We start from the raw sequence: 22,668 nt of genomic DNA, 5'->3' as shown, positions 1-22,668 counted from the left end.
GATCACACCGTCTCTATCAGCATGGCGCCGCCTTGCCCGCCGCCGATGCATTCGGTGGCGATGCCGCGCCGCGTGCCGAGCCGCTTCATGGCGTTGACGAGGTGCAGCACGATGCGGTTGCCGCTGGTGCCGACGGGATGGCCGAGGCTGATCGCGCCGCCATCGACGTTGAGCTTCGCCCGATCGATTTCACCCGCCGCGCCGTCGAGACCGAGAATCTCGCGACAGAATTTTTCATCGTTCCAGGCGGCAAGGCAGCCGAGCACCTGCGTCGCAAAGGCCTCGTTCAACTCCCAGGTCTCGACGTCCTGCAAGCTCAATTCATTGCGCTTCAAGAGCGCGGTCGCCGACAGCACGGGGCCGAGCCCCATGATAGCAGGATCGAGCGCGGACCACTGGCTGTCGAGGATGACGGCCTTCGGCTTGAGCCCGTGCTTGGCCACCGCCTCTTCGGAAGCGAGGATCACCCAGGAGGCGCCATCGGTGATCTGCGAGGAATTGCCAGCGGTGACCTGGCCCCAGGGACGCTCGAACACCGGCTTCAGTTTCGCCAGGGTCTCTGGCGTCGAGTCCGGGCGGACGCCGTCATCGTGATCGTAGAACTTGCCGTCGCGCGAGAACGACGTCTCGACTTCGCCCTTCAGCCAGCCTTCGGCCTGCGCTTTCGCCAGACGCCGGTGGCTCTCGGCGGCGTAGACATCCGATTGCGCGCGGGTGATGCCGAAGAGATGGCCGACGACCTCGGCGGTCTGGCCCATGTTGAGCTCGGTGATGGGATCGGTGAGCCCGCGCTCCAGGCCGATGATCGGCTTGAAATAATTGGGCCGCAGCTTGAAGAACGCGGCGATCTTCGCACCCATGCTCTTGGCGCCGGCGAGGCCAGCGAACCAGCGCACGCCGGCATTGGGCCAGACCAATGGCGCGTGGCTCAGCGCCTCGGCGCCGCCGGCGAGGATAAGGTCGGCCTTGCCTTCGCGGATGTAGCGATAGCCGGTGTCGATCGACTGCATGCCGGAGCCGCAATTGATCTGCACGGTAAAGGCGACCATCTTCTCGCCCATGCCGAGCCGGAGCGCCGCGACCCGCGCCGGGTTCATCTCGTCGGCAATGACATTGACGCAGCCGAGGATCACCTGGTCGAAGCTATCGGGCGCAAACGGCTGCCGCGCCAGCAGCGGCCGGCCGCATTGCACGGCAAGGTCGACCGGCGTGAACGGCCCTGGGCCGGAGCGCGCCTTCAGGAACGGCGTACGGCTGCCGTCGACGATAAAGACCGGTCGCGCCATCAGCTCGCAGCCCTCTGCTCTCCCAACTCCTGGAAGAACTGATGCACATCGGCCGCCTTCCTGTAAATCGGCGACAGCGCCTCGGGCGCGAAATCATCGACCTCGATCACCGCAGCGACCGCCGCGCGGGCGGCTATGAGCTTGTCCGCATCGGATTGCGTGATGATGCCCTTCTTCACCGCCTCATCCGGATCGCGCAGGCGCACGGCGCGCATCTGCTTGGCGGTATCCTCGGTAGCGGTCACCAGGCGGAAGGCCTTTTCCAGCCGCGCCACGCCGCCGTCATCCTCGACGAAGGCGAGATCGGGCGTGACGCGATCGCGCGCGGCCGATGGCTCCAGCACCAGCGCGGCGCATTGATGCACGACGCGGTCGGACGGACCGAGCACGCGGGCGCCGAAGGGCTGAATCAGCAGCCCCAGGAATCCGGCCACGAAGCGGTTCGGCAGGTTGGCGAGAATCTCCGCAAAGCGGTTCTCGATGGTCTTGAAGCCGTTCGCCATGCACCATTCGAGCGCGGCAAAATCCTCCTTCTGCCGGCCCTCATCCTGCCAGCGCTTCAGCGCGGCCGAGAGCAGGTAGAGTTCGGAGAGGATGTCGCCGAAGCGAGCCGAGAGCATCTCCTTGCGCTTGAGCGCACCGCCGAGCGTGAGCAGCGCCATGTCGGCGCAAATCGCGAAGGCCGAGGAGTAGCGCGAGAGCTGGCGATAGAATTTGGTGGCGTCGCCCGCATCGGGCGCCGGCGCGAACAGGCCGAAGGTCCAGCTTCGGCCCACGGCGCGGAACATGGTCTTGAAGGTGTGGCCGACATGCTTCCACAACGCCTTGTCGAAGGCGTCCAGGCCCTTGGCGCTGTCGGCTTCCCCGAGCGCAGTCATCTCCTCCAGCAGATAGGGATGCGCGCGGATTGCGCCCTGGCCGAACACGATCAGATTGCGGGTAAGGATGTTGGCGCCTTCCACGGTGATGGCGACCGGTACCGCGCGATGCAGATTGGCGAGATAGTTCTGCGGGCCGTCGATCACGGCCTTGCCGCCGTGGATGTCCATGGCATCGTCGATCGCGGTCCGCATCCGCTCGGTGGCGTGCAGTTTCATGATGCCGGAGATGACAGCGGGATGTTGGCCCTCGTTCAGCGCGGCGCAGGTCAGCCGCCGCGCGGCGTCGAGCAGATAGGCGGTACCGACGATGCGCGCGAGCGGCTCCTCGACGCCTTCGAACTTGGAGATCGAAATGCCGAACTGTTCGCGAATCCGGGCATAGGCGCCGGTGGTGCTCGCGGCATAGGCGGCGCCGGCGGCCGACAATGACGGCAGCGAGATGCCGCGGCCGGCGGCGAGCGCCGTCATCAGCATCTTCCAGCCCTGCCCCAGCCGCTCCTTGCCGCCGATGATGTAGTCGAGCGGGATGAAGACGTCGCGGCCCCGGTTCGGACCGTTCTGGAACACCTGCATCGCCGGCAGATGGCGGTGGCCGATCTCGACGCCGGGCAGATGGGTCGGGATCAGCGCGACCGTGATGCCGAGTTCTTCCTGGTCACTGACGAGATGATCGGGATCGTAAGCTTTGAAGGCGAGGCCAAGCAGCGTCGCAACGGGCCCGAGCGTGATGTAGCGCTTGTGCCAGTTGAGGCGCAGGCCGATCACTTCGTTGCCCTCGAAATTGCCCTTGCAGATGATGCCGGTGTCGACCATCGAGGCCGCATCCGACCCCGCCTCGGGGCTGGTGAGGCCGAAGCACGGGATATCGCGGCCGGACGCCAGGCGCGGCAGCCATTTCTCCTGCTGCTCCCTGGTGCCGAAGCGCATCAGGAGCTCGCCGGGGCCGAGCGAGTTCGGCACCATCACGGTGACGGCGGCGGTCAGCGAGCGCGAGGAGAGCTTTCGCACCACCTCGGAATGTGCGTAGGGCGAGAAGCCGAGACCACCGAATTCCTTCGAGATGATCATGCCGAAGAATTTTTCGCGCTTGACGAAATCCCAGACCTCGCGCGGCAGGTCGCGCCATTCCCAGAAGATCTTCCATTCGTCGAGCATTTTGCAGAGCTCGTCGACGGGGCCGCTGAGGAACGCTTTTTCTTCTTCGGTCAATTCGGCTTGCGGATAGGCGAGCAGCTTCGACCAATCTGGATTGCCGGAAAAGAGGTCGGCGTCCCACCAGACGTCGCCGGCTTCCAGCGCTTCGCGCTCGGTGTCCGACATGGTCGGCATCACGCCGCGGGCGAACCCAAAGATCGGCTTGGTGATGAAATCGCGACGGAAACTCATGGCAGTATCCTCATGATCGACGGCGCGTTCCGGCATATTTTAGCGGAAAGTGGCCGACAGAAGTGAACACTTCGCTGGCAAATTGGCGCGAATTGACGCGGTCAAGATAACGACCGGACCGCGGTGTCAGTTCCGGATGAGAGATAGCGGAGGTTGCGAGGTGCACATCGCCCCGCTTGCGGGGGAGAGGTCGGATCGCATCCGAGATGCGATCCGGGTGAGGGGGAGCCTCCGCGAGTACATCTGCCAATCGTGTTCGCGGAAAGAGCCCCTCACCCCGGCCCTCTCCCCGCAAGAGCGGGGAGAGGGGGAGAGAGTCAATCCGGGCGGACCATCTCGAACATGTTCTCGGGCCGGATCTCGAAATAGTCGCCGCGGCGTCCGGCGCGGACGATCGGGCGGGCGGCGGCGGTCTGGTAGACGCCGTCCTTGATCATGGCCTTGTCGATATGGACGGCGACGACTTCGCCGAAGGTCACCCACGCCTGCGCCTTCTCGCCATTGGCGCCCTCAAGCTGGACGATCTGGGTCAACTTGCACTCGAAGGCGACAGGGCTCTCCGCCACCCGCGGCACGTTGACGAGCTTGCTCGGCGCCGCCGTCAAGCCCGCGATCGAAAACTCGCTGACGTCGTGGGCGACATGGGCGGCGGTCGCGTTCATCTGCTTCGCCAGGTCCATGGTGGCAAGATTCCAGACGAACTCCCTGGTCTCCTGGATATTGACGACGCTGTCCTTCCAGGAGGTGGAGGAGAAGCCGATGATCGGCGGAACGTAACAGAAGCCGTTGAAGAAGCTGTAGGGCGCGAGGTTGATGTTGCCCTTGGCGTCGCGCGAGGAGATCCAGCCGATCGGGCGCGGGGCGATGATGGCGTTGAAGGGATCGTGCTTGAGGCCGTGGCCGTTCTTCGGCTCGTAATAATGCAGGTCTTTCGCGGTCACGCTGGGCTCTCTCTTGTTGTCCGTAGCCGACGTTACTTATCACGCGGCGAGAGGCCAGCGATCACAAAATCGATCATCTGGTCGATGGTCGGCCCCGGCTTGGTGGCGCATTGGGCGATCATCTGGGGATGGAAGAAGCGCATCATCGCGGTGCAGGCGCAGAGCGATGCGAGCTGCACGTCCGGGGCGTCGAACTCGCCGGAGACCGCTCCCTGCCCGACCACCTGGCCGATGGTGGAGCAGATCATCTCCATATGGGCGGTGCAGACCTCCCAGTCCTCCTGCATCGCGATCTCGACCATCTCGTGCAGCTTGGAGTCGCCGACATAGCGCTCGGTGTTCATGCGGTTGATGGTCTTCATCAGGTCGCGCAGGCGGGTCGTCGCCGGGCCCGGCGACCCCGCAATCCGCTGCGCCTCGACCTCGACCTCGCCCATCAGCGTCCGCGCCACGCCCTCGTGGATCGCCTTCTTCGAATCGAAGAAGCGATACACGTTGGCGGGGCTCATCCGGAGCTCCTTGGCGATGTCGGCGACCGTCGTCTTCTGGTAGCCGATCTGGCGGAACAGCCGCTCAGCCACCACGAGAATCCGCTCCCGGGTGTCACTCTCGATATGTTCCGAAACCAGCGTCATTTGTCAGGACTCAATGATGTGTTCACTGTTCAACTATTCAGCGGCTTCAGCAAGCGGAATTGCCGGGCGTGCATTGCCGTCATGCTGCGCCGCCGAAGCGGCTGTCTCGCTTGCGCCGCTCTCGTCCAGGCTCTTGCGGAACCACAGGGCATAGAGGCCCGGCAGGTACAACAGCGTCAGGAAGGTCGCGACGAACAGGCCGCCCATGATGGTGATCGCCATCGGGCCCCAGAAGGCAGAGCGCGACAGCGGGATCATCGCCAGGATCGCGGCAAGCGCGGTCAGGACCACCGGGCGGGCGCGGCGGACGGTGGCCTCAACGATCGCCTCCTTGCGGGTCAGGCCGTGGGCGACATCGGTCTCGATCTGGTCGACCAGGATCACGGTGTTGCGCATGATCATGCCGGCAAGCGCGATCAGGCCGAGCAGCGCCACGAAGCCGAACGGCTGGTTGGCGACGTTGAGCCCGAGGGAGGCGCCGACGATGCCGAGCGGCGCCGTCAGGAAGACCAGCAACAGGCGCGAGAAGCTCTGCAGCTGGATCATCAGCAGCGTCAGCATCACCAGCACCATCATCGGAAAGAGCACGAAGATCGACGCATTGCCCTTGGCTGATTCCTCGAACGCGCCGCCCGGCTCGATCCGGTAGGCCGGCTCGAGATGGTTCTGGATGTCCTTGAGCTTGGGCGAGATCTGATTGGTCACGTCCGGGGCCTGCACGCCGTCGACGACGTCGGAGCGTACCGTGATCGCCATGTCGCGGTTGCGCCGCCACAGGATCGGCTCCTCATGCGCATACTCGATTTTCGCGATCTGCTGAAGCGGCACGGCGACACCGTTGCGTGAAGTGATCGTGAGATCGCCGACGCTTCCCAGATCCAGCCGCTCGGACGGCACGGCGCGGGCGACCACGCCGACCTTCTCGATGCCGTCGCGAATGGTCGTGACCGGCGCGCCCGAGATCAGCATCGACAGCGCCTGCGAGACCTCCTGCGGGGTCAGGCCGAGCGCGCGGGCGCGGTCCTGGTCGACGACCAGCTTCAGGTAGGGCGACTGCTCGTTCCAGTCGAGCTGCACGTCCTTGACGTTCGGGTTCTGCCGCATGATGTCGCGCACCTGGTAGGCGATGTCGCGCACCTTCTGGGCGTCGGGACCGATCACGCGAAACTGAACGGGGAAACCGACCGGCGGGCCGAAATTGAAGCGGTCGACGCGCACGCGTGCCTCGTTCAACGCGCCGTTCGCCACCGCATTCTCGATCTTGGCCTTGATGCGCTCGCGCGCCTCGACGTCCTTGGACAGGATCACGATCTCGGCAAAGGCCTCGTTCGGCAGTTGCGGGTTGAGGCCGAGCCAGAAGCGCGGCGAGCCCTGGCCGACATAGGCGGTGTAGGTCGCAATGTCCTTGTCGCCCTTCAGGAGGTCCTCCGCCTTCTTGACGGCCTTCTCGGTCACGTTGAACGCGGTGCCTTCCGGCAGGCGCAGCTGCAGGAACAGTTCGGGGCGCTCGGAGAGCGGGAAGAACTGCTGCTGGACGTGGCCGAAGGCGACGATCGAGGCGACGAACACGCCGACCGTGGACGCCACCACCGTGATGCGGTGATTGACGCACCACTGCACCACCGCACGCAGGCCGCGGTAAAGCCGGGTCTCGTAGATCGAGTGCGGATCGTGGTTGTGGTGCACCTTGATGTTCGGCAGGAGCTTCACGCCGATATAGGGCGTGAAGATCACCGCGACGAACCATGAAGCGACCAGCGCGATTGCGACGATCCAGAAGATGCCGCCGGCATATTCGCCGACCGCCGAATTGGCAAAGCCGATCGGCAGGAAGCCGGCTGCGGTGACCAGCGTGCCCGTCAGCATCGGAAACGCAGTGGATTCCCACGCGAACGATGCGGCGCGCATGCGGTCCCAGCCCTGCTCCATCTTCACCACCATCATCTCGACCGCGATGATGGCGTCGTCGACCAAGAGGCCGAGCGCGATGATCAGCGCGCCGAGCGTGATGCGATGCAGGTCGAGCGACATCGCGTTCATGACGATGAAGACGATCGCGAGCACCAGCGGCACCGACATCGCCACCACGATGCCAGTGCGCCAGCCGAGCGCGATGAAGGAGACGAACAGCACGATCGCGAGCGCTTCGATGAAGGAATGCACGAACTCGCCGACCGCATGCTCGACCACCTTGGGCTGGTCGGCGATCTGCTCGACATCGATACCCTGCGGCACCGCCTTCATGAATTCGGCGGTCGCCTTCTCGACGTCCTTGCCGAGCTCGAGGATATTGGCGCCCTTGGCCGTCACCACGCCGATGCCGATCGCGGGCTTGCCTTCCTGGCGCACGGTGAAGCTCGGCGGATCGACGAAGCCGTGAGTGACGGTCGCGATATCGCCGAGGCGGAACACGCGGCCGTTGCTCTCGACGGGGGTCTCGGCCACCGCCTTGGCGCCGTCGAGCGCGCCGGTGACGCGCAGCGGCACGCGCTGAGAAGAGGTCTCGACCGTGCCGGCGGGGGTCACGTTGTTCTGCTTGGCGAGCGAGTCGAACAGCGCCTGCGGGGTGATCCCGAGCGTGGCGAGCTTGGCATGGGAGAACTCGACGAAGATGCGCTCGTCCTGGGTGCCGTAGAAGTCGACCTTGGTCACCCCCGGCACGCGCAGAAGCCGCTGGCGGAAGCCTTCGCCCGCCTTCTTCAGCTGCGCATAATCGGCGCCGTCGCCGGTCATCATGTAGAGGATGGAGTCGACGTCGGAGAATTCGTCATTGACAACCGGGCCGAGGATGCCTTGCGGCAACTGGCCCTGCACGTCGACCAGTTTCTTGCGCAGAAGATAGAAGAGATAAGGCACGTCCTTCGGCGGCGTCGAATCGCGGAACGTCACCTGCATCGCCACGAAGGCCGGCTTGGAATAGGTCTGTACCTTCTCGAAAAACGGCAATTCCTGCAGCTTCTTCTCGATGGGGTCGGCGACCTGGGTCTGCATTTCGTTTGCAGTCGCACCGGGCCATATCACGGAGACGTTGACCACCTTCACCGTGAAGAACGGATCCTCGGCGCGGCCGAGCTTCTGATAGGAGAAGAAGCCGGCGGCGCCCAGCGCGATCATCAGGAACAGGATCAGGGTCGGATGGCTCACCGCCCAGCCCGACAGGTTGAAGCGCTTCATGTCACCCTCCAATATCCAAAACCGTTTGCGGCCGACGGATCAGAACGACAGCGACGCGACGACGCGGACCTTCTGGGCCGGGTCGAGCTTCTGCACCCCGAGCGCAACCACCTTCGCGCCCTCATCGACGCCACCGGCGATCACGACGCAATCGCTCTCGTAGGCCTTCACCTTGACCGGCTTCAGCGAGATCTCGCCGGCATCGTTGACGACGTAGAGCGAGGGATCGCCGCCCTGGCTGTACAGCGCCGACAGCGGCAGCTTCGCCACGCGTTCGGTCTCGGCGTCGGCCAGCGTCAGCGTCGCGGTCATGCCGAGCGAGACGTCGTCGCCGGCTTCCGGCAGCGAGAACTTCGCGAGATAGGTGCGGGTGGCGGGATCGGCCGACGGCGCGACCTCGCGCAGCTTTGCGGCGTATTTCTTGCCGGCTTCCGACCACAGCGTCACGGTGGCGAGGCCGGTCTTGGCGCGGCCGAGCAAAGTCTCGGGGATCGCGACCACCGCCTCCTTCTCGCCGAGCCGCGCCACGCGGATCGAGGTCTGGCCGGCGGCCACGACCTGGCCCGGCTCGATCAGGGTTGCGGTCACGACACCGCGGGTGTCGGCAACGAGCGTTGCATAAGAAAGAGAGTTCTTGGTAAGTTCGACCGAGCGTTCGGCGCGATTGAGGCGGGCGCGGGCCTCGTCGGCAGCCGCATGCGCCTGGTCCAACTGCGCATCCGTGGCCCAGCCCTTGGCGCGCAAATCCTTGGCGCGTTGCTCGGCGGCGGCAGCCTGCGCCAGCACGCCGGTGGCGGCGCGAAGCTCGGCTTCGGCCTGCTCGGCCTGCAGCTTCAGGTCGACTTCATCGAGGGTGGCGAGCGGCTGGCCGATATCAACGGTCTGGCCGACTTCGACGAGGCGCTTTGCGACCTTGCCGGCAACCCGAAAGCCCATGTCGCTTTCGATCCGCGGCCTGATCGTGCCGACAAAGCTGCGCTCCGGGGTCTCGGCCTCATAATGCACTTTGGAGACCAAGACCGGACGCCCGGGATCGGCTTTCTCGGCGACCGTTTCGTTGCAGCCGGCCAGCGAAATCGCCACCAGCGCCAGCAGCGCACCGGCTAAAAGCTTGTAGTAATTAGCAAAAATTGAACGGGCGAACATCGGTCTCTCCATCGGGCTGATGTCTGATGAAGAGTATTGATTGATCACTGACGAATGTCAATAATCATCAGTAAACACCAATTCGTGAGCCATCGCAGAATCGATCGGCCAAATGGAGAGCCATGGCGCGCGGTCAGGATGGTGGTGGAGCACACTACCCGCATGGCCGGACCGGCCTCGGATTAGGCTTGCGCTTCATCCGGGCCACGGCGTGGCCGATGGCTGGTCCGTAGGATGGGTAGAGCGCAGCGAAACCCATCGACGCTTGCGGGAAAGATGATGGGTTTCGCTGCGCTCTACCCATCCTACGAAGCTGCGCTACTTCGCGCTCGCAAACTCGGTCTTGGTTTCGTGGCCGCCGAGGAAGACCAGCAGCCCCGCAGCCAGCGGCAACAGCGAGAGCACGAGCAGGCCGGTCGAGGTGTTGCCGGTGGCGTCCTTGACCCAGCCGATCAGATAGGGCCCGCCGAAGCCGGCAAGGTTGCCGATCGAGTTGATCAGCGCGATCGCGCCGGCGGCGGCGGTGCCGGAGAGCCAGGCAGTCGGCAAGGTCCAGAACACCGCGAAGGTGCAGAAGATGCCGATCGCCGCGACCGTCAGCACGACCATGGTGATGATGGGATCGGTGAGGTAGCTGGAGACGCCGAGCGCGAGCGCCGTGAGCAACAGCGGCCCGCCGACATGGGCGACGCGCTCGCGGGTGGCGTCGGAGTGCCGCGCCCACAGCACCATCGCGATGGTCCCGAACAGATAGGGGATCGCAGTGACGAAGCCGGTCTGCGCGTTGGTGAGGCCGAAAGCCTTCACGATCTGCGGCAGCCAGAACTGCATGCCATAGAGCGCGCCGACGAAGCCGAAATAGATCAGGCTCAGCGTGATCACCTTGGGCGAGGACAGCGCCTCGCCAAGCGTGAAGTGCCGCACCGCCTGCTTGGCCGCCGCCTCGGCGTCAAGCCTGGCCTTGAGCCACGCCTTCTGCTCCGAGGTCAGCCAGTTGGCCTTCTCCGGCCTGTCGGTGAGATAGAACCAGGTGACGATGCCGAGGAGAACCGAGGGAATGCCCTCGATGATGAACAGCCACTGCCAGCCCCTCAGGCCCATCACGCCGTCAAGCCCGAGCAGGAGCCCGGAGATCGGCGCGCCGATCACGGTCGACACGGGAACGGCGACCGCAAACGCAGCCATGAAGCGGGCGCGGTATTCGGCCGGATACCAATAGGTCAGATAGAGGATGATGCCGGGGAAGAAGCCGGCTTCCGCCACGCCGAGCAGGAAGCGCAGCACAAGAAAACTCCACTCGCCGCTGACGGTCGCCATCAGCGCCGAGATGATGCCCCAGGTCACCATGATGCGGGCGATCCAGCGGCTGGCGCCGAATTTCTCCAGCGCGAGGTTGCTCGGCACCTCGAAAATGAAATAGCCGATGAAGAAGATGCCGGCGCCCCAGGCAAAGACCAGCGGCGAGAACTTCAGCTCCGCATTCATGGTCAGCGCGGCAAAGCTGAGATTGACGCGGTCGAGATAGGAGAAGAAGTAAGCCAGCATCAGGAACGGGATCAGGCGCGCCGAGATGGCGCGGATGGTCGAGGTTTCGATCTCACTCTTCGCACTCGCGGCGGAAGCAAGTGTGGTGATCTGGCTCATGGGTGTCCCCCCGAGGGCTATTATTGCTGTTGCAAGGGGGTTTTCAGCATCAGGCGCACGGTGTCAATCGGAATTGTGACGAGAGCTTATTCGCAGACGGCGTGGCGCGCACCGCCTCGGTGCGAGCTTGCGCCCGCTGGCGGGTCGGGCTTTAGCTCCGTCTCCCACAAGGCTTTCCCGTTCATGATTGTCCGCACCCTAGTTTGCCTTTCGACCATCATCGCCGGGCTGGCGCTGCGCCGGTTCGGCTTCGGCATGGGGCTTCCGGCCTTCGTCGTGAAGTATGGCGGCTCACTGTTGTGGGGGACGATGGTGTTCTTCCTGGTCGCGATCGCCGCGGCCGGATGGTCACGGCGGACGGTGGCCTTGATCGCGCTTGCGGTCGCGGTGGGCGTGGAATTGTTTCGGCTGGTGCATACGCCGTGGCTCGACGCCTTCAGGCTGGCGACCGCCGGCGCGCTCCTGCTCGGCCGCATCTTCTCGCTATGGAACATCGTCGCCTATGCCGCGGGGATTTTGCTTGGCGTGGCGCTGGATCGTCGTGCGATGTCAATCAAGGTGCGTAGGGCGGATTAGCGAAAGCGCAATCCGCCGCCCCCCGCAACGCTGGAGCGGCGGATTACGCCTTGCAACTGTGCACGTTGAACGACCGTGCATGTGGGCGGCTAATCCGCCCTACGCACTGTTCGTTATCGGCGTGCCTTGCGGGTCTTCTTGGCGGCCCTGGTCTTCTTCGCCGTTTTCTTGGCCGCCTTGGCCGAGCGCTTCTTGGCGGATTTCTTGCCGGCCTTGCTGGCCGACCGTTTCCTCACGGCCTTCTTTGCCGCGGCCGCCGTCCGTCTTCCGCTCGCTGCCGTCCGCTTGGATGCGGCGCGCCGCTTGCGCGGCGGAGCCACTGCCATCGGGGGCACCATCGGATCGGAGACGAGGCCATCGGCGGCGAGCGGGACATAGGTCGCCGTACGCTCGTCGGCCTTCGCGTCATCCTCGTCCGGCTTCAATGCGTCGCGCGCGGTGCTGGCGACGCCCTTCACTGTGTCCGTGATCTTGTCGAGTATCGATTTGTCCTTGCCCATAACGCCTCCCTAAGATGAGTCGCAAGGAAACTAACCGGCCGGAAGGCCGCCGGTTCCCGAGACGAAACTCAGGGCCGTGGCCCAATCCGCCGACCAGCCCGCATCCGTCATTGCGAGCGAAGCAATCCATTCGCCACTTGCGGAGGCATGGATTGCTTCGTCGCTATCGCTCCTCGCAATGACGAGCGGCACGGCCGGTAGCTCGCAATGACGGCAGGATCTCACAGGTCGTTGGCGAGCTGGAAGCGCTCGAAGCGGTGCAGCTCTTCCTCGATGCGGGGCTTGAGCGCCTTGCGGGCGCCTCGCTTGGCGACGCTACCGACCCAGCTCCACTTCTGCATCAGCAGCTTCTTGTTAGGCCGGTCGGTCTTCAGGTCGACGGCGGCGACGATCTCGTCGCCGACCAGGACCGGCAGCGCAAAATAGCCGAACAGGCGCTTGTCCTTCGGCACATAGGCCTCGAAGCGGTGGCCGTAACCGAAGAACAGTTCGGTGCGCTTGCGCTGGATGATGAGGGGATCGAACGGCGAGAGGATGTGGACCAAGGCGGGATCGCCCTCACCCGCCGGCTGCAGTGCTTCCGGGCGCGCCCAATGCTCCTGCTTGCCGGCGCCTTCGAGCGCGACCGGCACCAGCTCCCCTCGCCGCAGGCGCGCATCGATCAGGCGCCGCACCGACTTCTTGCTGGGCGCATCGAGATGGCAGATCGAGTCCAGGCTGACGACGCCCTGTGCGCGCAGCGCGCGGTCGAGCAGATAGGCGGTGAGCTCGCGCGCCGAGGCCGGCTTCGGCGGCTTGTCCCAGCCGAAATGCCGCGCCGTCAAATCGTAGGTCTTCAGCATGCCGTTGCGCTCGCTGATCGTGAGCGCGCCGGTGTAAAAGGCGAGCTGCAGCGCACGGTTGGACGGCTTGCGGCTCTGCCAGAGATGCTCCTTTTCCACCAGAACGTCGTCGTCGATGTCGCGGATGGTGAGCGGACCCTGGCGGATCAGGCGCATCACCTTGCGCATGTCGGCGGGCGTGACCGAATTGAACCATTTGTGGCCCTCGCGCCTGTGCTGCCGCATCGCCGGCAGGAAGAAGCGCAGATCCCCGGCCGGCACGTAAGAGAGAGCATGCGTCCAGTACTCAAAGACGCTCCGGTCGACGCTCTGGGCATGGCGGAGATCGGCACGGCGATAGTCGGGAATGCGGCTGTAGAGGATGTGATGGTGGGCGCGCTCGATCACGTTGATGGTGTCGATCTGCACATAGCCGAGATGTTCAACCGCAGCAGCCACCGCGGCCGGCCCATCGCCGAACGGCACTGGCGTGTCGAGCCTTTGGGAGCGCAGCCAGATGCGGCGGGCGTCGGTCCTGCTCAGGGGATGGGATGGAATCGGGCGGGGCATCGCCCGCAATGTAGAGCATGATCCGGAAAAGTGGACACCGGTTTTTCCGAAGAGATCATGCTCAAACAAGGAGGTGAGATCATGATTCGATCTCCAGGATCGGATTATGATCTCATTGATTCTGTCGCAGAGCACAGAAAAGGCCGCGCCAGGTGGCGCGGCCAAATTCCGGTCGTCGGTCTGATTACTTGCCCGCCTGGGCCTCCAGGTAGTGCTTGCAGGCGCCGCGCATGTTGCCCTTGCTCATCTCGCTATTGGCCTTGCTTATGCTCTTGGCCATCGCCATCTTGCCGGGCCCTTCCGGCATCGTGTTCATCGAGGCCGTCGACTTGGCCATGTTCTCCGTGGTGCAGGCCATCGGCTTGGCTGAAGCAGGCGCAAAGGCCAGAGCCGAGAACGCAGCAACCAGGATCAATCGTCGCATCGGAAAAATCTCCCTAGGAATGAAACCGGCATGACACCGGCCAATTGCGGTATGCATTGGCTCGCAGCCGCGTTTCCGGCGGAAGGTTATTTTTCCTGTATTGCAACGCGATGAAGCAGAGACGAGCTGCGACCAGCGGTCGCGGCGGTCAGCCGATCTATTGTACATAACGCAAAGGCGGCCCTCTCAGGCCGCCCTTTCTATTTCCGCGCCTGCCGGCGCATGACCACCGCGGATGGCGTCGTCACTAGAGCATTTTCGGTTCTGATGGAATCAGAACCGATGCTCTAGATTCTAGTTTTGACGCGTTTTCTTCACGCGAACCGGTGTCCACTTCGCTCGAAAACGCTCTAGGCGGCGGCCGATTTGAAGATGATACGTCCTGGCGTGCCGGACTTGCGGCTTGGCTTCATGGTGATCTCAACATCCTGCTCGAACACCGTCAGCATTTTCATCAGACTTCCCGCGGAGTAGTCCTCGAAATCACCGCGCAGCAGGCAGGACAGATCCGGCTGATGGATACCGATGAGCTTGGCCGCTTTCACTTGAGTAAGCCCGCGCTCTTTGATCAGCCGATGCAGTTCGTTCACGATATTGGCCTTTAGAAGCCGTTCTTCCGCGTTCGGCAAGCCGAGGTCTGCGAACACGTTACCGCTGCTCTGATAGGCTTCCACCTTTCGCTTGCTCATCATTCTTGTCCTTTGCCGTAGTGCGTTCGGTAGTGCGCTTCAGCGTCACGCAAACGCCCTTTGATCAGCTCGACATCCCGTTGCGGCGTCGCGATCCCTTTTCTTGCCTTCTTCTGGAAAGCATGGAGCACATAAACGGCATCCGCGAACCGGACCGTGTAAACCGTCCGGTAGGTATCGGTGTCAAAATCGTCAACAAGCTCCAAAACGGTTCGGCCGCCGAAGCCCTTCAACGCCTTTGCAGCTAGCGGCTCATCTCCGTTCTGCACCTGGTGCAGCGCATAGCCAACCCGGTTTTGCACCTTTGCCGGAAATCGCTTCAGATCCTTCAAGCTAGAACCGAGAAAGATGCAGGGCTTTTGACTTGGCGTCTTTTTCACAGGAACCGAATATAGGGGTATCCCTATAGATCGTCAATGTGATCTACATCACATTCGTAGCTTTGAACCTGACCTATCGTGGAAGCATCGAAGCGCCAGGCGAGCCAATCCGGCTGGCGCATACTTGAAGAGGATTTAAGACGATGACCCGCTTTCATGGACTTTCGATCCTGACGATCAGCGCCGCGCTGTCGATGACGGCGGGTCTGGCATTCGCCGGCGACAGCGTCGTTCGTGCGGACCAGATCGTAAATGCCCTCAAATCCAAACCGCTGACGCGCGGCCTGTCGGCCGGCCCGCAGCAGGTCGACACCGCGGCGATCGCCAGGGAGACGAAGTTCGTCGACAGCCTGCGCGACCGTCCGACCCGCTCGCTCTCGCTCGGCGAGCGCCAGGAGATTGCCGAGCTCGCTGCGACCAAGCCGCAGATCAACCTCGAAATCCATTTCGACTTCAACTCGGCCGAGATCAGCAAGAGTTCGACTCAGGCGGTGCAGGAGCTTGGCAAGGCGCTGTCGAATCCAAGCCTGAAGGATTCGACCTTCGTGGTCGCCGGCCATACCGACGCGGTCGGCAGCGAAGCCTACAACCAGGAGCTCAGCGAGCGCCGCGCCGACACGATCAAGAAATACCTGGTCGAGCATTACGGCATCGCCGGCTCCAACCTGGTGGCCGTCGGCTATGGCGAGAGCAAGCCGAAGGATCCGAACGCGCCGCTCGATCCGACCAACCGCCGGGTGCAGGTCGTCAACATGGAAGCCAAGACGGCGTCGCAGTGATGCAGTCGCCGTAGCCCGGATGAAGCGCAGCGCAATCCGGGAATGTTCGAGACATGGCGAGATGGACTCGGATTAGGCTTCGCTTCATCCGGGCTACGGGGCTAGAGCATATTCGGTTCTGATTGAATCAGAACCGAAGCTCTAGATTCTTGTTTTGACGCGTTTTCTTCACGCGAACCGGTGTCCACTTCGCTCGAAAACGCTCTAGTGCTTGTCGAGCATTTCCCTGATCCTTGCCGCGAGCACGGTCTGCGTCAGCGGCTTCTGCAACAGCGATACGTCGTCGTCGGGCCGATCCTGATCGCCGACGGCGTTACCCGCGTAGCCGGTCATGAACAGCACCTTCAAATCGGGCTTAAGACGGTGGAGTTCGTCGGCCAGTTCGCGGCCGTTCAGGCCGGGCATGATGATGTCGGTCAGCAGCAGGTCGACATGGAACCGCCCGGTCTTGAACAGCGCCAGCGCGGCCGAACCGTCGGCAGCTTCACGGACTTTGTAATTGAGGTCCTGCAGGGTCTCCACGAGGAAGGACCGCACGGTGTCCTCATCCTCGACCACCAGGATCGTCTCATTGCCGGGACTGCCGACAACCGGCGCGGTGGCATCCCTGACGGGGACGGCGGTTGCGAGAGGCGCCTGGTAGGCGGGCTTGAGATCGGGCGGCTCGCCTCGCGCATGGGTGAGAAGCTGCTGGGTCAATACCGCGGCCCTCTGCGCGCTGCTTGAGGCATTGCCGATCACGCGCACCAGCCGCTCACGCCTGACGCCACTGTCCGATTGCACGCTGCGCGCGGCGATTTCGAGGTTGCCGCTGATGACCGTCAGGAGATTGTTGAAATCGTGCGCAACGCCCCCGGTCACCTGCTGCGACTGCCGCAGCATGTCCTCGGCCTCGCGGAGCTGCGACGGCGAAGGCAGCGCCAACAGCTTCGGCAGCAGCGGCCACAGCATAACGGCGGTGACGATCGAGGCGACGGCCGTCAACAATTTGACGATGCCCTCGATGCCGTAGATCGGCACCCAAAGCGTGACAATCGACAGCACGTGGGTAAAGCCGCAGAACAGGATGAAAAGCGCGAAAGCCCAGAAGACCCAGCCGAACGCGACGTCGCGCCGCTTCGACACGAAGATGGCCAGCGCCACCGGAATGGAGAAATAGGCCGCCGCGATCATCGCGTCGGAGATGACGTGGAGCCAGATCAGTCCCGGCTCCCACAACAGGCAAATCCCGTGCGGTGAAAGCGTTGACGAATCGAAGAGACGCTGAAGGGAAGCGAACATGCCGGTCGTTCCACTGCCTTAGAGCAAATCGATGGACCCATCTTTGCATACAAAAATCCATAACGGGTTACTGCCCGTCAAGCCTCGCGGCCGCAGCTCAGATCCAGTTCTGGAACAGCATCAGGCGGTTGAAGGTCGCTATCGAGGTACCGATGAAGGCCGCGGAGACCGGCAGCATGGCCGCAAAGCCCAGCGCGCCGATGGCGACGAAGGCCCATAGCAGCCAGCCGGGAGCCCGGCCGCGGGTCAGCGCGTAGACCAGGGCAAAGCTCGCGGTGGTCGCGGCCGGCAGGTAGTAATAGAGGAAGCCGAGCGTGCGGGGCAGCAATGCCCAGGCGAGATAGGGGCCAAAATAGAACGCCAGCACCAGGAACGCATCCGCCCGCCGCACGATGATCCAGTCGCGCAAGGCCACAGTGAGCGCGGCCAGCGCCGGCCACAGGATCAGGGGATTGCCGAGCAGGACCACCGCCGCGATGCGGTCGCTACCGAGCTTGTCGAAGAGATACCAGACCGGACGCACCAGGAACGGCCAGGACGGCCAGGAGCTCATATAGGTGTGGCCGGCGATTGCGGTGGTGGTGTTGTCGGCAAAGATGCGGCGCTGCGCCTCCAGGATGTCGGGAAACGAAAAACCGTAGAGCGGAACAAAGCTCGCGAGGTAGACGATCGCGGGCAGCAGCACGAAGCATGCGGCGAAGTGATGGGGACGAAAATCAGGCCAGAGGTCGGGCCGGTACCAGTCCTCCGCCCTCGCGTCTGCAAACTGCGCGCGCCAGCCTTGCATCAGCCGGATCGCGGCGACGATGGCGATGCAGGTCGCGAGTACGAACAGGCCGCTCCATTTGCAGGCGACCGCGAGGCCGGATGCGATCCCGGCAAGCGCAAAGTAAAGCTGTGGCCGTGCCTGCCGGAAGCCATGGGCGAACGCCGCGATCGCGAACAGGCTGAAGGCGAGCGCGAAAATATCGAGCATCGCGATCCGCGACTGCACGAACAGCATCTGGTTGAAGGCGGCGATCAGCATTGCGGCGATCGCCGACGACTGCCGGGCGAACAACGCCAGTCCGCCGAGATAGACCGCAACCAGCGCCAGCGCCCCGAACAATGCGGCGGGATAGCGCCAGCCAAAAGGATTGTCGCCGAACGCCCTGATCGACAGCGCGATGAGCTGCTTGGCGAGCGGCGGATGCATCGGGTTGAGCATCGGCTCTCGCATCACCGGCTGCAGCATCTGCCGTGCCGCCGGCACGTAGTGCACCTCGTCGAAGTAGAACTTCTCCGGCGCGCTCACGCCGATCAGGAGCAGGAGATGCGCGACGACGAAGATGATGGCCGCGGTGAGAACGATGCGTGCGGATGAAATGGAAGGTGATTCTGGCACGATGTCTTCGGCGATCGCGGTGCAGCAACGACGTCAATTGTGAGCGTCGCCGATTTTTCTGTCCATCGCCTTGAACGTGTTTTGCACCAGTCGTGACCAAGCGCCGATGCGTAGGGTGGGCAAAGCGGAGCGTGCCCACCCTACGAATTCCCGCAATGCTTACGCCGCCGACTTGCCCTCATAGGCGCGACGCAGGCCTTCGATGTCGAGCTTGACCATGCCGAGCATGGCCTGCATCGCGCGCGCTGCACCGGCCTTGTCGGGGCCGCCGATATATTTGGGCAACACGCTCGGCACGATCTGCCAGGAGACGCCGAAGCGGTCCCTCAACCACCCGCATTGCTCGGCCTTGCCGCCGTTGGCGAGCAGCGCATCCCAGAGCCGATCGACCTCCGCCTGGTCGGCGCAGTCGATCTTGAACGAGACCGCGTGCGTATATTCCATTTTCATCCCGCCATTCAGCGCCATGAAGCCCTGGCCGGCCAATGTAAACTCCACCACCAGCACCGTGCCGGCCTTGCCGGCGGGACCGTCGATGATGTTCTTCTGGACTGTGTCGATACGGGAATCCGGCACCAGCGAAACATAGAGCTTGGCAGCCTCCTCGGCCTTACCGTTGAACCACAGGCAAGGGGAAATCTTGGACATGAGAAACTCCTCTCCGTGTGATCGACAATCAGGCGTTAGCGGTTGCAGCCTTGGCGGCCGCCTCGACATCCATCCACATCACTTCCCAGATGTGACCATCCGGATCCTCGAAGCTGCGGCCGTACATAAAGCCGTAATCCTGTTTCGGGCCGGGATCGGCGATGCCGCCCGCGCCGGTGGCCTTGCCCACGATATCGTCGACGGCGTCGCGACTATCGGCGGAAAGGCAGATCAGGACCTCGCTCGAGCTTCTTGCGTCGGCGATCTTCTTTGGCGTGAACTGCCGGAACTTGTCATGCGTAAGCAGCATGGCGTGAATGGTGTCGGAAAACACCATGCAGGAGGCGGTATCGTCAGAGAAATGCGGGTTCTTGGCAGCGCCGATCGCCTGGTAGAAGGCGGTCGAGCGGGCAAGGTCAGTAACCGGCAGGTTCACGAAGATCAGTTTGGACATCAGGGGCTCCTTCATGGGGTTCGGCCCGAGGACGAATGGGCGGGCGGGAGTCCGACAGAGGGGTGAAAGATTTTTGCGAGTAACCACCGTCATTGCGAGCGGAGCGAAGCAATCCACGCCTCCCGGGGCCGAAAAATGGATTGCTTCGCTCCGCTCGCAACGACGACAGGGACAAAGCGACCTTATGTCGCGATCGGTGTCGGCATGGTCAGGAACGACCGGGTCACGTGCCAGAACAATTGCCGGTTGATCGCGAGCACCACCGAATGGGCGGTTCCGGGGAGGATCGCAAACTGGCGATCACCGTTCGGCAGCCGGTTGAAGAACTCCTCGAGATCGGCGACCGTCGCAATGCCGTCATGTTCGCCACGGATCAGGAGCACCGGCGCCAGCACCTTTTCCGGATGCACCACCGGCAGATTGGCGGTCATGTCGAGATAGGTGCCGGTCGGGATCTGGTCGCCGAACTGCAACTCCGCGTCCGCCAGCGCTTCCATGACGGCAGGGTCGGAAGTGCCGGCCTTGTCGCGGGTCGCAATCGAGCGGATCATGTCGCGGTCGCGCTTGCGCATGTTGTGCGAACGGTAATAGTCAACCTGCTCGGCGCGCTTTGCCAGCGTCGGCGATCCCTCGCCCTTGTAGGTGAATGCCGTAAACACGAGGCGATCGATCCGCTCAGGCGCGGCCATGGCGTAGGCGCCGGCGCGCAGCGCGCCCGAGGACTCACCGACGAAATGGTATTTCTGCCGTCCGGTCGCACCGGCGACGACCGCGACCGCGGCTTTCAGGTCCTCGACGCCGCTTGCGATATCGGAATTGCCGGAGGTGCGGCCCGACTTGCCGTAGTTCTCGTGGTCCATGGTCCAGCAGTCGAAGCCATAACGGGCGAATTCATTCATCACGGAATATTCGCCCTTGGCGGGCACGCTGACGTCGAACACCCGCGAGGTCACCGACGAGCCGTGGACGAAAAACACCACCGGCCGCGACGGCTCTCCGGCTTGCGGCGCGCCGACCCGCTTGCGGTACATCCAAAGCGGGACATCGCCCTTCTTCGCCCAATACTCGCTGCTCCAGATCTCCTCCCCTTGCGCCGGAACCGCAGTCTCGGCCTGCGCCCGCGGCGCGCCGATTGCGCCGGCGGCAACACCGGCGCCGATGCCCTTGATGATCGTGCGCCGTGGGATCGTATGTTCGGAACGCGCCATGGCTCGTCTCCCCGGTATTTTCGGTTTCTTCGTCCGATCGCAGGTCAGGAGATTAGCAGCGTTGGCGCGGCGTTGCGAGAGAGCCGGCAATGATCGCGCCGTCTGCGCGCATTGCAAAATTCGGCGCACGAGTTTGTGAACATTGCCGCGGGAAGAAGTCGCGGACGCTTCGCAAAACTGCGCCTAGTCTTCGGTCCCGCGAGACCGGAGGGGAATCCGGCGCGATCCAGGGAGTACTTCATGAGCAGCAATCTCACCGAAGAAGAACTTGCAGCTTTGATGCCGTCGGAACTGTGCCAATATCCGACACCGATCCCGACCCAGATCGTCTCCAGCGACGAATTCTATCCCGACCCGCAGAACGAACGGCAGCGCGAGGTCGAGGCGCGGCTGCTCGCGATGGCCGATGAGATCGGCGCCAAGCAAGGCATGGACCGCCGGAGATTCTTCCAGACCGCGGCCGGCATGGCCGCCTCCTTCGTGGCAATGAACGAGGTCTATGGGCCGCTGTTCGCGGTGAGCAAGGCCGAAGCCGCGACGCCCGCAATGGCACAGGAGCGCGCGGACGCGCTGAAAGACCAGTTCATCATGGACATGCACACGCATTTCCTGCGCGACGACACCCGCATCATGGGCTTTGTCGAGATGCGCAAGGCGGTCGGCAAGGCCGGCTGGAACAAGCAGCTCAGCGACCACGAGCAGACCATCGAGGATCTGAAGTTCAACAACTACAAGAAGGAGATGTTTCTCGACTCCGACACCAAGATCGCACTGATCTCGTCGGCGCCCTCGGACATCGAGCAGGACTGGTTCCTGACCAACGAGCAGATGGCGGACGCACGCAAGAAGATCAACGACGAGGCCGGCTCGCGCCGGGTGTTCTGTCACGCGATCTTCACGCCGGGCCAGCCGGGCTGGCTCGACAAGCTCGATGCGGCGCTGGCGCTGAAGCCAGAATCCTGCAAGGGCTACACGATCGGCGACAACACCCACAAGGAGATCAGCCGCTATCCGTGGCGGTTGGACGACGAGAAGGTCGCCTACAAGGGCTACGAGAAGATGGTGAAGGCGGGCATCAAGAATGTCTGCGTGCACAAGGGATTGTTCCCGCCGGGCATCGAGAAGCAATATCCGAACCTGCGTGGCTTCGCCGATGTCGCCGATGTCGGGCAAGCCGCGAAAGACTGGCCGCAGCTCAACTTCGTCATCTATCACTCCGCCTATCGCCATGTCGGCGGCGACCCCAAGGTGGCGCTCGCCGAGTTCGAGCGCACCGGCCGCATCGCCTGGACGAGCGACCTCGCCGACATCCCCGCGCAGTATGGCGTCAACAATGTCTATGGCGATGTCGGACAACTGTTCGCCACCACACTGGTCGCGGAGCCGAACGTCTGCGCCGCGCTGATGGGCACGCTGATCAAGGGGCTCGGCGTCGACCACGTCTGCTGGGGCACGGACGCACTCTGGACCGGCGCGCCGCAATGGCAGATCGAGGGATTGAGAAGGCTCGAGATCCCCGAGGCGATGCAGAAGAAGTTCGGCTATGCGCCGCTCGGGCCCGCGGACGGACCGGTGAAGCGCGCGATCTTCGGCGACAACAATGCGAGGCTCTACGACATCCAGCCCAAGCGCGCGATGCTGGAATTGAAGGGCGACCGCTTCGCGATGATGAGGGCCGAGTACGAGAAGGCCGGGCCCGAGCCGTCGAACATGCGCTACGGCTACGTGGTGCCGAACGGGACGATTGATCACCGCGTGTTTGCGTAAATTGTAGCCGTCATTGCGAGCGCAAGCGAAGCAATCCATCTCTCCGCTTGTGGAGGCATGGATTGTTTCGTCGCTACGCTCCTCGCAATGACGG

The 22,668-nt window shown here is 63.5% G+C and carries 20 protein-coding genes; 3 read left to right on the top strand and 17 right to left on the bottom strand.

What is annotated here, in order from left to right:
* Positions 1-2 precede the first annotated feature (2 nt).
* From K288_RS0128265 to K288_RS0128235, 7 genes are all read right to left on the bottom strand, one after another.
* Positions 3-1,286: an acetyl-CoA C-acetyltransferase gene (locus K288_RS0128265; protein ID WP_027582587.1), complete on the bottom strand. Its 1,284-nt coding sequence runs from the start codon at positions 1,284-1,286 to the stop codon at positions 3-5.
* Positions 1,286-3,553 (bottom strand): acyl-CoA dehydrogenase, encoded by a 2,268-nt coding sequence (locus K288_RS0128260; RefSeq protein WP_027582586.1) that lies wholly within the window; start codon positions 3,551-3,553, stop codon positions 1,286-1,288. Before K288_RS0128260 ends, K288_RS0128265 begins: the two co-directional genes overlap by 1 nt.
* A gap of 317 nt (positions 3,554-3,870) precedes the next feature.
* Positions 3,871-4,494 (bottom strand): flavin reductase family protein, encoded by a 624-nt coding sequence (locus K288_RS0128255; protein ID WP_027582585.1) that lies wholly within the window; start codon positions 4,492-4,494, stop codon positions 3,871-3,873.
* Positions 4,495-4,526: 32 nt separating this feature from the next.
* Positions 4,527-5,129 carry a TetR/AcrR family transcriptional regulator gene (locus K288_RS0128250; RefSeq protein WP_027582584.1) on the bottom strand — a complete coding sequence of 201 codons (603 nt, stop codon included), beginning with the start codon at positions 5,127-5,129 and terminating at the stop codon, positions 4,527-4,529.
* 33 nt (positions 5,130-5,162) lie between these two features.
* Complete coding sequence (locus tag K288_RS0128245; protein WP_027582583.1) at positions 5,163-8,303, bottom strand: efflux RND transporter permease subunit; 3,141 nt, start codon at positions 8,301-8,303, stop codon at positions 5,163-5,165.
* A 39-nt stretch (positions 8,304-8,342) separates the two neighbouring features.
* Complete coding sequence (locus tag K288_RS0128240; protein ID WP_027582582.1) at positions 8,343-9,449, bottom strand: efflux RND transporter periplasmic adaptor subunit; 1,107 nt, start codon at positions 9,447-9,449, stop codon at positions 8,343-8,345.
* 318 nt (positions 9,450-9,767) lie between these two features.
* Positions 9,768-11,093 (bottom strand): MFS transporter, encoded by a 1,326-nt coding sequence (locus K288_RS0128235; RefSeq protein ID WP_027582581.1) that lies wholly within the window; start codon positions 11,091-11,093, stop codon positions 9,768-9,770.
* Positions 11,094-11,276: 183 nt separating this feature from the next.
* Here K288_RS0128235 and K288_RS46795 point away from each other — a divergent pair, with 183 nt between their 5' ends.
* Positions 11,277-11,669, top strand: a complete 393-nt coding sequence (locus K288_RS46795; protein WP_043160923.1) for a DUF2809 domain-containing protein — start codon at positions 11,277-11,279, stop codon at positions 11,667-11,669.
* Positions 11,670-11,782: 113 nt separating this feature from the next.
* On the opposite strand, the gene K288_RS54245 is transcribed toward K288_RS46795, so the two are convergent.
* The 5 genes from K288_RS54245 to K288_RS0128200 form a co-directional block, all read right to left on the bottom strand.
* Positions 11,783-12,169 (bottom strand): hypothetical protein, encoded by a 387-nt coding sequence (locus tag K288_RS54245; RefSeq protein WP_201449736.1) that lies wholly within the window; start codon positions 12,167-12,169, stop codon positions 11,783-11,785.
* Positions 12,170-12,390: 221 nt separating this feature from the next.
* Complete coding sequence (locus K288_RS0128215; RefSeq protein WP_027582579.1) at positions 12,391-13,560, bottom strand: crosslink repair DNA glycosylase YcaQ family protein; 1,170 nt, start codon at positions 13,558-13,560, stop codon at positions 12,391-12,393.
* Between the two features lie 184 nt (positions 13,561-13,744).
* Complete coding sequence (locus K288_RS0128210; RefSeq protein WP_027582578.1) at positions 13,745-13,984, bottom strand: hypothetical protein; 240 nt, start codon at positions 13,982-13,984, stop codon at positions 13,745-13,747.
* A gap of 350 nt (positions 13,985-14,334) precedes the next feature.
* Positions 14,335-14,658, bottom strand: a complete 324-nt coding sequence (locus K288_RS0128205; protein ID WP_244443283.1) for a helix-turn-helix transcriptional regulator — start codon at positions 14,656-14,658, stop codon at positions 14,335-14,337.
* Between the two features lie 14 nt (positions 14,659-14,672).
* The gene (locus K288_RS0128200; RefSeq protein WP_244443281.1) at positions 14,673-15,005 is read right to left on the bottom strand and encodes a type II toxin-antitoxin system RelE/ParE family toxin; all 333 of its coding nucleotides are present in this window, start codon (positions 15,003-15,005) and stop codon (positions 14,673-14,675) included.
* 191 nt (positions 15,006-15,196) lie between these two features.
* On the opposite strand from K288_RS0128200, the gene K288_RS0128195 reads away from it, so the two are divergent.
* Complete coding sequence (locus tag K288_RS0128195) at positions 15,197-15,832, top strand: OmpA family protein (protein ID WP_027582575.1); 636 nt, start codon at positions 15,197-15,199, stop codon at positions 15,830-15,832.
* Between the two features lie 204 nt (positions 15,833-16,036).
* Here K288_RS0128195 and K288_RS0128190 read toward each other — a convergent pair whose 3' ends face one another.
* The 5 genes from K288_RS0128190 to K288_RS0128170 all read right to left on the bottom strand — a co-directional run bounded on the left by K288_RS0128190 (position 16,037) and on the right by K288_RS0128170 (position 20,807).
* Positions 16,037-17,113, bottom strand: coding sequence for a response regulator (locus K288_RS0128190; protein ID WP_027582574.1), 1,077 nt, complete (start codon positions 17,111-17,113; stop codon positions 16,037-16,039).
* 97 nt (positions 17,114-17,210) lie between these two features.
* Positions 17,211-18,497 (bottom strand): phospholipid carrier-dependent glycosyltransferase, encoded by a 1,287-nt coding sequence (locus K288_RS0128185; protein WP_027582573.1) that lies wholly within the window; start codon positions 18,495-18,497, stop codon positions 17,211-17,213.
* Positions 18,498-18,656: 159 nt separating this feature from the next.
* Complete coding sequence (locus K288_RS0128180) at positions 18,657-19,145, bottom strand: VOC family protein (RefSeq protein ID WP_027582572.1); 489 nt, start codon at positions 19,143-19,145, stop codon at positions 18,657-18,659.
* A 28-nt stretch (positions 19,146-19,173) separates the two neighbouring features.
* Entirely contained in the window at positions 19,174-19,599 is a 426-nt protein-coding gene (locus K288_RS0128175) for a VOC family protein (RefSeq protein WP_027582571.1), read from the bottom strand.
* A gap of 182 nt (positions 19,600-19,781) precedes the next feature.
* On the bottom strand, positions 19,782-20,807 hold the full coding sequence (locus tag K288_RS0128170) for an alpha/beta fold hydrolase (protein ID WP_027582570.1): 1,026 nt from the start codon (positions 20,805-20,807) through the stop codon (positions 19,782-19,784).
* 240 nt (positions 20,808-21,047) lie between these two features.
* On the opposite strand from K288_RS0128170, the gene K288_RS0128165 reads away from it, so the two are divergent.
* Complete coding sequence (locus tag K288_RS0128165; protein WP_027582569.1) at positions 21,048-22,574, top strand: amidohydrolase family protein; 1,527 nt, start codon at positions 21,048-21,050, stop codon at positions 22,572-22,574.
* Positions 22,575-22,668: the final 94 nt, after the last annotated feature.

The sequence above is a fragment of the Bradyrhizobium sp. Ai1a-2 genome (assembly GCF_000426245.1).
GTDB lineage: Bacteria > Pseudomonadota > Alphaproteobacteria > Rhizobiales > Xanthobacteraceae > Bradyrhizobium.
Note: the sequence above shows the minus strand (reverse complement) of the source record. Positions and strands in the feature narration are given on the sequence as shown.

Bases quoted from the DNA above. Each gene is read 5' to 3' on its own strand.
- K288_RS0128265 (WP_027582587.1), bottom strand. From the start codon at position 1,286: ATGGCGCGACCGGTCTTTATCGTCGACGGCAGCCGTACGCCGTTCCTG.
- K288_RS0128260 (WP_027582586.1), bottom strand. From the start codon at position 3,553: ATGAGTTTCCGTCGCGATTTCATCACCAAGCCGATCTTTGGGTTCGCC.
- K288_RS0128250 (WP_027582584.1), bottom strand. From the start codon at position 5,129: ATGACGCTGGTTTCGGAACATATCGAGAGTGACACCCGGGAGCGGATT.
- K288_RS0128245 (WP_027582583.1), bottom strand. From the start codon at position 8,303: ATGAAGCGCTTCAACCTGTCGGGCTGGGCGGTGAGCCATCCGACCCTG.
- K288_RS0128240 (WP_027582582.1), bottom strand. From the start codon at position 9,449: ATGTTCGCCCGTTCAATTTTTGCTAATTACTACAAGCTTTTAGCCGGT.
- K288_RS0128235 (WP_027582581.1), bottom strand. From the start codon at position 11,093: ATGAGCCAGATCACCACACTTGCTTCCGCCGCGAGTGCGAAGAGTGAG.
- K288_RS46795 (WP_043160923.1), top strand. From the start codon at position 11,277: ATGATTGTCCGCACCCTAGTTTGCCTTTCGACCATCATCGCCGGGCTG.
- K288_RS54245 (WP_201449736.1), bottom strand. From the start codon at position 12,169: ATGGGCAAGGACAAATCGATACTCGACAAGATCACGGACACAGTGAAG.
- K288_RS0128215 (WP_027582579.1), bottom strand. From the start codon at position 13,560: ATGCCCCGCCCGATTCCATCCCATCCCCTGAGCAGGACCGACGCCCGC.
- K288_RS0128210 (WP_027582578.1), bottom strand. From the start codon at position 13,984: ATGCGACGATTGATCCTGGTTGCTGCGTTCTCGGCTCTGGCCTTTGCG.
- K288_RS0128195 (WP_027582575.1), top strand. From the start codon at position 15,197: ATGACCCGCTTTCATGGACTTTCGATCCTGACGATCAGCGCCGCGCTG.
- K288_RS0128190 (WP_027582574.1), bottom strand. From the start codon at position 17,113: ATGTTCGCTTCCCTTCAGCGTCTCTTCGATTCGTCAACGCTTTCACCG.
- K288_RS0128180 (WP_027582572.1), bottom strand. From the start codon at position 19,145: ATGTCCAAGATTTCCCCTTGCCTGTGGTTCAACGGTAAGGCCGAGGAG.
- K288_RS0128175 (WP_027582571.1), bottom strand. From the start codon at position 19,599: ATGTCCAAACTGATCTTCGTGAACCTGCCGGTTACTGACCTTGCCCGC.
- K288_RS0128170 (WP_027582570.1), bottom strand. From the start codon at position 20,807: ATGGCGCGTTCCGAACATACGATCCCACGGCGCACGATCATCAAGGGC.
- K288_RS0128165 (WP_027582569.1), top strand. From the start codon at position 21,048: ATGAGCAGCAATCTCACCGAAGAAGAACTTGCAGCTTTGATGCCGTCG.